This window comes from Mycobacterium genavense ATCC 51234, from assembly GCF_000526915.1.
Lineage (GTDB): Bacteria > Actinomycetota > Actinomycetes > Mycobacteriales > Mycobacteriaceae > Mycobacterium > Mycobacterium genavense.
The window spans coordinates 536764-546499 of sequence record NZ_JAGZ01000003.1; the positions used below are offsets into that span (position 1 = coordinate 536764).

Below are 9736 nucleotides of genomic sequence, written 5' to 3' on the forward strand. Positions count from 1 at the left end.
ATTGATCCCCAGGCGCCATTCGGGCGCGATCCCGTCACAGGTGTTCCACTGTCGGACAAGTCCGGTACCACGGCGGGGATGTTGCAGCTGTTCTTCGGCGTGTTCGGTGTCGGCCGCTTCTATATCGACTCGACCCAGATCGCGGTCGCGCAGCTGCTGCTCGGTCTCGTCGGACTCGTCTTCACCCTGTTCTGCTTCATCGCGTCACCGCTCCTGCTCGGCAGCATCATCTGGGCCATCGTCGACGCGATCATGATGTTCACCGGCAGTGTGAAAGACAATTACGGCCGCAGGCTGCGCTAGTCCCAGATCACGATCAGGTCACAATTGCCAACCTCAAGCATTGCGATCGGCGCGTCGAACCTCCTGCGGGACAAGGGAAATCTAGTGTCACTTCGTGAACCGGCGAACGATCATGAAGTTGCCTCTGGCGCTGGCAGCTGGCGCGGCATTGACCCAGATGCCGCGCGCTTCTGCTGAAGCGACCCGGTGGTCGACTGAACGCGCCAACGCCTGGTATCGCGCGCAGGGTTGGCCTGTCGGCGCGAATTACATCCCGTCGACCGCGATCAATCAGCTTGAGATGTTTCAGCCGGGAACGTTTGACCCGCAACGCATTGACGGCGAATTAGGTGTGGCCCGCGCGCTCGGGTTCAACACCATGCGGGTCTTCCTGCACGACCAATTGTGGGCGACCGACCGCCAGGGCTTCCAGAGCCGGCTGGCCCAGTTCGTCGGAATCGCGTCGCGCCATAGCATTAAGCCGCTCTTCGTCTTGTTCGACTCCTGTTGGGACCCGTTCCCCAAGGCCGGACCGCAGCATGCGCCGGTACCGGGAGTGCACAACTCCGGCTGGGTGCAGAGTCCGGGTGCAGAACGACTCGGCGATCCCCGCTACGTCTCGGTTATGCAGGACTACGTCACCGGGGTCTTGAGCCAGTTCCGCAATGACGACCGGGTTTTGGGTTGGGACCTGTGGAACGAGCCCGACAATCCCGCAAAGGAATATCGCAAGGTCGAGCGCGCCGACAAGCTGCAGCATGTCGCCGACCTGCTTCCCCAGGTGTTCCGGTGGGCGCGAGCGGTCGATCCGGCTCAACCGCTGACGAGCGGTGTGTGGCAGGGGTCGTGGGGAGACCGGGGAAGCCGCAGCACCATCGGCGCCATTCAGCTCGACAACGCCGACGTAATCACCTTCCACAACTACGGCAAACCCGCCGAGTTCGAATCGAAGATCAACGAACTGGCACCGATGGGTCGCCCGATCCTGTGCACCGAGTACATGGCCCGGTCCCAGGGCAGCACCATCGAAACGATCTTGCCAATCGCCAAGCGGCACAATGTCGGTGCGTTCAACTGGGGCTTCGTGGCCGGGAAAACCCAGACCTACTTTCCGTGGGACTCCTGGAATCACCCGTACACCGCACCGCCGAAACTGTGGTTCCACGACCTGCTGCTTCCCGACGGACGGCCCTATCGGCCGAATGAAATGCAGGCGGTTCGCGGCCTGACCGGCGGGCTGAGCTGAGCGCGTCCGACATCAACGCCGAAACGCCACGACGGTAAGCCTAGGCAACAAAAACGAATTTCGCGTCCGGATAAGGCGTTCCATGCTGTGATCCAGCCGACGCCCGGAACGTGAGGTCGGCTCAGCTGTGTACCAGGGTATGGGAGACCCGCGTGACAATCCTGAAGGACCAAGCTAGGGCCGGGCGGCCGCCGCGAGGTTCTCCGCGACCTCGTGTTGCCAAAACTTGTTGGCGTGGTTGGTGTCTATCTCGATTTCGAAGCGATCGGTCATCTCCGCGGTGACGTCGGCGGCGTCGACGTAGAACTGGTCGTACCAGCGCCGGTGCTGATACACCGCGCCGTCCTCCTCGGTAAGCAACGGGTTTTCGATGCGTGTCTTGTGCTTCCAGATCTCGACGTCTTCGAGGAAGCCGTCGCCGAACGATCGGCTCATCGCGGCGGCGAGCTTGGCCGCCTTGTCCGCCGGCAGACCGGGCAGTTCTTGAACGGCCACCCCCCACTGCAGCACGAACGAGCTGTGGGTGACCGGATAGTGGCAGTTGATCAGCGCCACTTCGATCGTGAAGTCCGGCGCCACGTCGTTGTGCAGCCAGTTGACCATCTAGGCGGGGCCGAAATACGTTGCCTCGGAGCGCAGTTTCGTTCCCTCCCAGAGCTTTTCGTAGTTTTTCGTAGTATCGGGCCGGGCCTTCGACTCCATGATCTGGGTCGCGGTGTGGCCCTCGATGATGTTCTTGAAGAACGTCGGGTACGCGTGATGGATGTAGAAGAAGTGGGCTATGTCGACGTTGTTGTCGACGATCTCGCGGCAATGTGACCCTTCGATGAGGATCGAGTTCCACGACCACGGCGACCATTGCCCTTCGTCGTATCCGTCGATGGTCGGCGGGAAGAGCTCCGGGGCCGGCGTCGACCCCTCGGGGTCGTGCCAGACGAGCAGTTGGCCATTGACCTCTCCGGTGGGCCAGCGTCGTGTCCGCGCCGATCGGGGCGTGCGCTTGGCGTAGGGCACCAGCGAGCAGCGCCCGGTCGAGCCTTGCCAACGCCAGTCGTGAAACGGGCAGGCTATCGAGTCACCCTTGACCGTCCCCTGGGACAGGTCGCCACCCATGTGGCGGCAGTACGCGTCGAGAACATGCACCTCGCCTTCGGCGTCGGCGAACACCACCAGGCGAGTGCCGAAGGCGTTGATCGCGTGCGGATTTCCGTCGCGGAAGTCTTCGGCCAGGCCGATGCAGTGCCAGCCGCGGGCAAAGCGTGTCATGGGTACACCGGTGTCGATGTCCCGGATGTCGTTGTCGATGTCGACCATAGTGATGCCTCCTCAGTCGTCTTCAGCCAGTCGTCGCACGGTGGCCAGCCACTCCTCGACGATGTCGAGGACCACGTCCCGCGAGCGCCGCACCTTGTTGATCGACCCGATGATCTGACCCGCCGGGGAGCCCGACAACGCACTCGACCGCGCCCGCATGAACCGAGCGGATGCATCGGCGTAGATGATGCCTTGCAACGGCATTGGCAGTGGTTCCGGATTGTCGGGGCCGTCCCAGGCCTCGGTCCATTCGGTGCGGATCTGCCTGGCGAACTTGCCGGTCATCGCGCGCGACCGCACCGTGTCGGAGTACCCGGCCCTCAAGAGGTTCTCGACGACCCACGGTTCGGTCGACGCCTCGGCGACCGTCTGCCACAGCGATCCTGTCCAAGTGCCCTGCGCGCCCAGGGCCATCGCGGCCGCCATCTGCCGGCCGTTCCCGATGCCCCCCGCAGCCAGCACGGGGATATCGGGTCCGACCTCGTCGACGACCGCGGGCACCAGAACCATCGTGGAGATCTCGCCGGTGTGCCCGCCGGCCTCGCCGCCCTGGGCGATGATCACGTACACGCCGGCGTCGACGTTGCGCCGGGCATGGCGCGGCGAACCGCTCAACGCGCCTACCAGGACGCCCTTTTCGTGCGCGGCCTCGACGGCGTACGCCGGTGGCGGGCCCAGCGCATTGACGACCATCGACACCGGGTGACGAAGCGCGACCTCCACCTGGCCGGGCCCTTCCGCCTCGACCCCGAGGCCCGCGGCGATCACCCGCCGCTCGGCGTCCTCCGGCAGCGGTGGCACGCCGTGGTTACTCAGCACCTTTTCCATGTGTTCGGTGTGGGTGGCCGGGATCAGCTCGCGCAGCGCGTCCAGGCTGTAGGGCTCACCTCTGCCGACGAACTTCTCCGGCATCTCGAAGTCCACACCGTACGGCCGGCCGCCGACGTGCTCGTCGATCCAGGACAGCTCGACCTCGAGGCGCTCGGCGTTGTAGGCCAGCGCGCCCAGAACGGCGTAGCCTCCGGCCTTGCTGACCTCGGCGACGACGTCGCGACAGTGCGAGAACGCGAATAGCGGGAATTCGATACCGAGTCGTTCACAGAGCGCGTTCGCCATGCTTTAGCGACCTTCCTGAGTCACAGTGGATTCCAACGAGCTGTCCCTTCGTCGACGCCATCAGCTCCTGCGCGGCAATGTCACGGCGACGCTCGAGCTGGCGGCGGCCAGCGGCTCGGCGTACGGGACACCCGCGGGGTCGGCCAGATCGTCCGGATCGCGATCGCACCGTCGTCTGAGCGCTCGACGGTGATCGCCGCGTCGCCGCTCATTGCCGCGTTGCGCCGTGTGTGTCGGTCATGACTGCCATTCCTACCTGGCGACCATTCCGCCGTCGGCGATGATGGTCTGCCCCGTGATGAAACTGCCTGCGTCAGAAAGCAACAGCAGCGCGGGGGCACCATCTCGATCGGGTCGGCGATCCGCTTGAGCAACGCGGCTGCCTTCATCACCTCGATGAACTCCGGCGAGTTGACCCGCGCCATGTCGGTGTCGACCGAGCCGGGGGCCAGGGCGTTGACGCGAATCCCTTCCGCTGCGAACGCCGCGGCCATGGAGCGGGTGAACGAGACCATCGCGGCCTTGGCCGCCGAATACATCGATGTCGCAGGCGAATAGATGAAGGCTCCCGCAGAGACGACGTTGAGGATCGAGGCGTGCCCGCTGTTGCGCAGGTACGGTAACGCCGCCTGGATCAAGAACACCGGGCCTTGCAGGTTGACGAAGAACGACTTCGACCACGCCTCCGGGGTGAACTCGCCGAGCGGCAGCGACAGGGCGTTGGCGGCGCTGTTGACCACCATGTCGATCCCGTCGAAGGCCGCGGCGGTGGTGTCGACGAGTCGACCGATGGCGTCCAGGTCGCCCAAATGCGTGGGGACGCCGACGGCCCGACCGCCGCCCAGCGCCTGCAGCTTGTCCGCCGCCGCGGTGCACGCATCGGCCTTACGGCTGGCGACAACGACATTGGCGCCACACTCGACCAATCCCTCGGCGATGGCCAGCCCGATGCCGCGCGTGCCGCCGGTGACGATGGCGGTGCGCCCGGTGAGGTCGAAGAACGCGCGCAGCGAGTCAGTGGTCAAGGTCTGGCCGCAGCGCCATTACCTTACACAATGTAAGGAAACTATTGCTGGAACGTAATGCCATAAACGATCAAAGACTTCAGGTGTGCGATCAGTTCGGCCTCGCCGAGCGCCTTGTTCACCGAGGTGTGCATCGTGACCGCGCCGCGCACGGTGTCCATCAGCGCGCTCCCGTCGACGTCGGACCGCACCAACCCCTCGGTTTTTCCGCGTTCGATCAGTCGGACCCACAGCGCCCGGATCGGGGCCATGTACCGCGCTTCGACCTGTTCGACCAAATCCGGTCGGCTGTAGAGCACGGTCGCGACACCCGGCATGCCGGCCAGGTAGGCGGGATCCGATTGGACCCGGACCATGCCGGTGATCAGGCTGGTCAGCGCGTCGGCGAAGGGGAGTTCGTCGATGGCCGGAAGCTCGCCGGGGACGGAGAAGATGGCGTCCTCGACCAGCGCGAACTTGCTGCCCCAGTGCTCGTAGACGAAGGGGCGCGACACCCCGGCATGGCGGGCAACGCCGGCCAGCGTAATCTCGTCGTAGCCGCTGGCGATCAACAGTTCCCGAGTGGCAGCGATGACCGCCGCGCGGCGCTGCATGTCGCGCGGACGGCCCCGCGCCGCGTCGGACTCGTCTGGGCGCTGCTGCGCTGCGCGGCCCGGTGTCATCGTCGAACCATACCCACTGCCGGGTGGCGGTGGCGGGCGTCAGACCACGAGCGCGTGGTGGTGAGTTTGGTTGCCACCGCGCCGTTTAGCTTCATACATCGCATTGTCGGCATGCGCGACCAACTGGCGAAACGCTTGGTCGGCGTCGTCGATGTCCATGCCGCGCAGCGTCAGAGCGGCGATTCCGACGCTTGCGGTCACGGGGGCGTTGATCGCGGCCACGGCATCGCAGAGATGTCGCCCCCATTCGGGTTTCTGTTCTGCCGTGACGATGTCGGCGATCAAGAATTCCTCGCCGCCGACGCGGCCGATGATCGCGGTGTCACTGCAGGCGGCGTTCAGGGCCGCGGCCACCGCGACGAGCGCCTCATCGCCGGCGGCATGTCCGTGGGTGTCGTTGAGCTTCCTGAACCGGTCCAGGTCGATCATCGCCACCATCAAAAACATGTGGTTAGCCCCGAGAACCATACGCCCCACCACGGCCCGCGCGCAGGCCCGCCGATTCAGCAGGCCGGTCAACGGGTCGCAGTTGGCGCGCAATAGGTCCACCCAGAGAGCGCGCACGACGATCTGGATGGCCAACGGCACGACCACGTTGAGTTCCAGCACCAGAAAATAGCCGGAGAAGGCCAGCACCGCGTTCCCCGCAGCAGCCACACGCACCGCTTCCCACGCCGCGATGACGCAGGCCAGGGCGAAGTTGAGCGCCATGTACTTGGCGGTGTGGAAGAACGCGAGGTAGCCGCCGGGAACCGCTAGCGCCGAACATGCCATCAGTGCGACCAGTGGCACGGGTTGCCACAGGCAGCCGATCGAGATGATCACGCTGCCGGTAAAGATGAAGCAAAGGGACTGGCGCCGAGTGGGCCATCCGCGCAGCCAGAGTACGGCCATGCCCAGTCCGATCACGGCTGCCAGCACGGAATACGCCAGCGCCGCGGGCCGAAACACCGGGGCCGGGCCCAGCCACTCGTTCGCGGGGACCAGCACCAACGAGGCGGCCACCCCCGCCATCAACTTGCGAGTCTTCGAACCCAGCCAGCGGGATTGCAAATAGCCTGTCAGCCAATCGAAATGGTGGTCCTGCCCCCTCCACGTCGTCAGCCACGTCATCGGTCTGCCCCTCCCGCACTCATCTGCCCACGAGCTACGCTGCCCGCGGCTATCGAGTGAGTTGGGTCACAGTAAATAGGATCGCGGCGCGCAAAGATCTCGAATCGCCAAGAAAGGCGGGGTCGACAGCCCGTCGGCCTCCTCGCAGCGGCAATCACCTGCGATTTCTCGCCGGCACCCCGGTTGAGCTGAGTTAGACTCCCCGCGTTGCTATGAAGCGCAAAGCTGATGTCGAAGGGCGCCGCCGCATTCTGTGTGATGCCGCGATCCAAATCCTTGCCGACGAAGGGGCCAAAGGGCTCACGCACCGGAAGGTGGAGCAACGGGCAGGGCTACCCGACGGCACGACGTCATCGTACTTCCGCACCCGCTCGGCGTTGCTCCGTGCGACGGCCGAACGGGTGGCCGAACTGGACGCCATCGATTTCCAAGAAGTCGTGCAACGTTGCGCCCAAGCGGAGGCCAAGACGACCGCAACAATGTTGTCGGTGCTCGCCGAGATGGTGATGCGCTCGGCAGTCGGACCCGCCTTGGATCGGTCGCGCGCGCTACGAATTGGCATTGCACGCGCACCGAGATGAGGTGCTGCACAGTGCCCTCCAGGATGTGACGACGAGTTTCGTAGCGCTGAGAGAACAAGCCGTCACCCAACTGCAACCCGGCCCGGTCGATCGGGCTCTGGTGGAGAAACAGGCCCGCGCGATCACGACCTTCATCAACGGCGTGAGCTTCCGGCAGGTCTTCGGGCATCCGGGCGTGGAGAGCGCCGAGGAACTCACTCAGTTGCTGCACGCGCTGGTCGCCGGCGTTGCGGCTTCCCACCACGTGCACAACGGCAAGCTCTGACCGATTGGCCCCCGTAGGCCGAGTTTTCTACAAACGTAGGATTTGTCTCCTACATTTGTAGAAATCGTGTTAGCCTCTGGGCTCATGGGTGCGGCAGGGATGCGCTTCGTCCTCGTGCACGGTAACTTTCACGCGGCATGGTGCTGGGAGCGGGTCATCCCCGAGCTGAACCGCCTCGGGCACGACGCGATCGCGGTCGACATCCCCGACCACGGTACCCGACTTCACCAGGAATCCACGCTTGCCAACCGGCGCGACGCCATCGTCGAAGTGCTACGGCCGGGAGACGTCCTGGTCGGGCACTCCGGTGGCGGTTTCGACATCACTTTGGCCGCCGATGCGGCCACCGACCTTGTCGCCCACACGATTTACTTGGCGGCCGCCCTGCCTCGTGAGGGCCGCACCTATCCCGAGGCCATGGCGATGCGCGATTCCGAAGACGGCTCCTTCGACGTCGACGTCGGAGAAATGTTGTCCTACTTGAATTTTGACGACGACGGCGCCATGAGTTTCGCCACCTTCGAAGGCGCGTGGCAATACTTCTACCACGACTGTGACGAGCAAACCGCGTGCTGGGCGTTTCAGCGCATGTGCCCAGAGCGGTTCGGCGACACCACGACCACGCCGGTATCGGTACCTCGTTTCTGGGCGGCCGAGCTGCCCCGCAGCTACATCCGTTGCCTGCAGGACCGTTCGAAACCGCGGTGGCTATCCGACGTCGTGGCCAGACGTCTTGGTGTCGAGCCGCTCACGATCGACTCCTCGCATTCACCCTTTCTGAGCCGGCCGGCCGAACTCGTTGAACTGCTGGTTCACGCGACCACCACCCGACCGGTCGCTTCGCTAACCCCGCGGTAGTCGCACGCGAAAGGAGTGTCGGTGACGCTGCTGCTCTCGCTGTCGAGCGCCGAGCGTGTAGGCCGAGTTGCGTTTCGGCGGGTGTGCGCCTTCGGCTGCAGCGTGGTGGTGTCGGCCGCGGGATGCGGGTTCCAGGGCGTGAATTCGTTGCCGTTGCCCGGTGCGGTCGGACGGGGGCCCGGCGCCAACATCTTTCACGTCGAGTTGCCGAATGTCGGGACGATGGAATCGAATTCGCCGGTGATGATCGACGACGTCGTCGTCGGCAGTGTCGGTGAGATGCGGGTGCAGGGCTGGCATGCCGACGTCGAGATCTCGGTCAAGCCCGATGTCGTGGTTCCGGCCAACGTGCTGACCACCGTCGGTCAGACCAGCCTGCTGGGCTCGATGCATGTGGAGCTCAATACCCCGCTGGGCCAGCAGGGCAGCGGTCACCTTCAGCCCGGCGCCACCATCCCGCTGAGCCGCACGACGGCCTACCCCTCGACCGAGCAGACGCTGTCGTCGCTGGGCGCGGTCGTAAACGGCGGTGGGCTGGGGCAGATCGGGGAGGTCATTCACAACTTCTCGACCGCGCTGTCGGGGCACGCGGGTGCCGCGCGTGATCTGCTCAACCGCCTGGACACGTTCGTGCGGACGCTAAATGACCAGCGGGACAACATCGTTGAGTCCATTCAGGCGCTCAACCGGCTTGTCGGCACGTTCGCGGTCCAGCGTGACGTGTTGACCGAGGCTTTACGCAAGATTCCGCCTGCGCTCGATGTGTTGATCAAGGAACGCCTGCGATTGACCGAGGCCCTGGATCACCTGCGGACGTTCAGCGATGCCGCCAATCGGTTGGTCAACGACGCGCAGGACGACCTGGTCAAGAACCTCAGGAACTTGGAGCCGACCCTCAAAGCGCTCGCTGATGTCGGACCCGAGCTCGGGATGGCGGTGGCGGCGCTGTTTTTGTTCCCCTTCAACCAGAACTTCGTCGACCGCGCCGTGCGTGGCGACTACTTCAACATCACCGCCGATCTGGACCTGACGATTCCACGGCTCAAACGCGGACTGATGTTGGCTCAAACGCGGACTGATGTTGGGGACCCATTGGGGACAGCCGGACATGCCCGTACCGCCGGCGCCCGGGACCCCGTTCCGCATGAACTACACCCTCGATCCGCTGCATGACCCCGTGCGGCCACCGTGGGTGGATCCCAATACGCCGCCGCTGCCCGCACCGCCGCCGGGATTCGGCCCGCTGCCCGGACCGCCGCCGGTCACGGCGCCGG

The 9736-nt window shown here is 64.9% G+C and carries 8 protein-coding genes and 3 pseudogenes; 6 read left to right on the forward strand and 5 right to left on the reverse strand.

The features are described from left to right. Window positions 1-48 precede the first annotated feature (48 nt). Both T428_RS34370 and T428_RS0110300 read left to right on the forward strand, forming a co-directional pair. Window positions 49-303 carry an NINE protein gene (locus T428_RS34370; protein WP_281173774.1) on the forward strand — a complete coding sequence of 85 codons (255 nt, stop codon included), beginning with the start codon at window positions 49-51 and terminating at the stop codon, window positions 301-303. Between the two features lie 94 nt (window positions 304-397). Further along, window positions 398-1528 (forward strand): cellulase family glycosylhydrolase, encoded by a 1131-nt coding sequence (locus tag T428_RS0110300; protein ID WP_025736425.1) that lies wholly within the window; start codon window positions 398-400, stop codon window positions 1526-1528. Window positions 1529-1702: 174 nt separating this feature from the next. On the opposite strand, the pseudogene T428_RS27030 reads toward T428_RS0110300, so the two are convergent. The 5 genes and pseudogenes from T428_RS27030 to T428_RS0110330 form a co-directional block, all read right to left on the reverse strand. Then, window positions 1703-2842 (reverse strand): annotated as a pseudogene (locus T428_RS27030) (3-ketosteroid-9-alpha-monooxygenase, oxygenase component). Window positions 2843-2854: 12 nt separating this feature from the next. Beyond that, the gene (locus T428_RS0110310; RefSeq protein ID WP_025736426.1) at window positions 2855-3958 is read right to left on the reverse strand and encodes a nitronate monooxygenase; all 1104 of its coding nucleotides are present in this window, start codon (window positions 3956-3958) and stop codon (window positions 2855-2857) included. 252 nt (window positions 3959-4210) lie between these two features. Continuing rightward, window positions 4211-4983, reverse strand: a pseudogene (locus tag T428_RS27035) (SDR family NAD(P)-dependent oxidoreductase). A gap of 41 nt (window positions 4984-5024) precedes the next feature. Continuing rightward, the gene (locus T428_RS31130; protein ID WP_025736427.1) at window positions 5025-5645 is read right to left on the reverse strand and encodes a TetR/AcrR family transcriptional regulator; all 621 of its coding nucleotides are present in this window, start codon (window positions 5643-5645) and stop codon (window positions 5025-5027) included. Between the two features lie 39 nt (window positions 5646-5684). Beyond that, a complete protein-coding gene (locus T428_RS0110330) occupies window positions 5685-6758 on the reverse strand; it encodes a GGDEF domain-containing protein (protein ID WP_025736428.1) in 1074 nt (357 codons plus the stop codon). 212 nt (window positions 6759-6970) lie between these two features. Between T428_RS0110330 and T428_RS34375 the strand changes: the two genes are divergently transcribed. The 4 genes and pseudogenes from T428_RS34375 to T428_RS27050 all read left to right on the forward strand — a co-directional run. Beyond that, entirely contained in the window at window positions 6971-7339 is a 369-nt protein-coding gene (locus tag T428_RS34375; RefSeq protein ID WP_051465195.1) for a TetR/AcrR family transcriptional regulator, read from the forward strand. Between the two features lies 1 nt (window position 7340). After that, on the forward strand, window positions 7341-7604 hold the full coding sequence (locus T428_RS34380) for a hypothetical protein (RefSeq protein ID WP_051465196.1): 264 nt from the start codon (window positions 7341-7343) through the stop codon (window positions 7602-7604). A 99-nt stretch (window positions 7605-7703) separates the two neighbouring features. Next, the gene (locus tag T428_RS0110340) at window positions 7704-8462 is read left to right on the forward strand and encodes an alpha/beta fold hydrolase (RefSeq protein ID WP_025736429.1); all 759 of its coding nucleotides are present in this window, start codon (window positions 7704-7706) and stop codon (window positions 8460-8462) included. A gap of 39 nt (window positions 8463-8501) precedes the next feature. Continuing rightward, window positions 8502-9736, forward strand: a pseudogene (locus T428_RS27050) (MCE family protein); the annotation flags it as partial.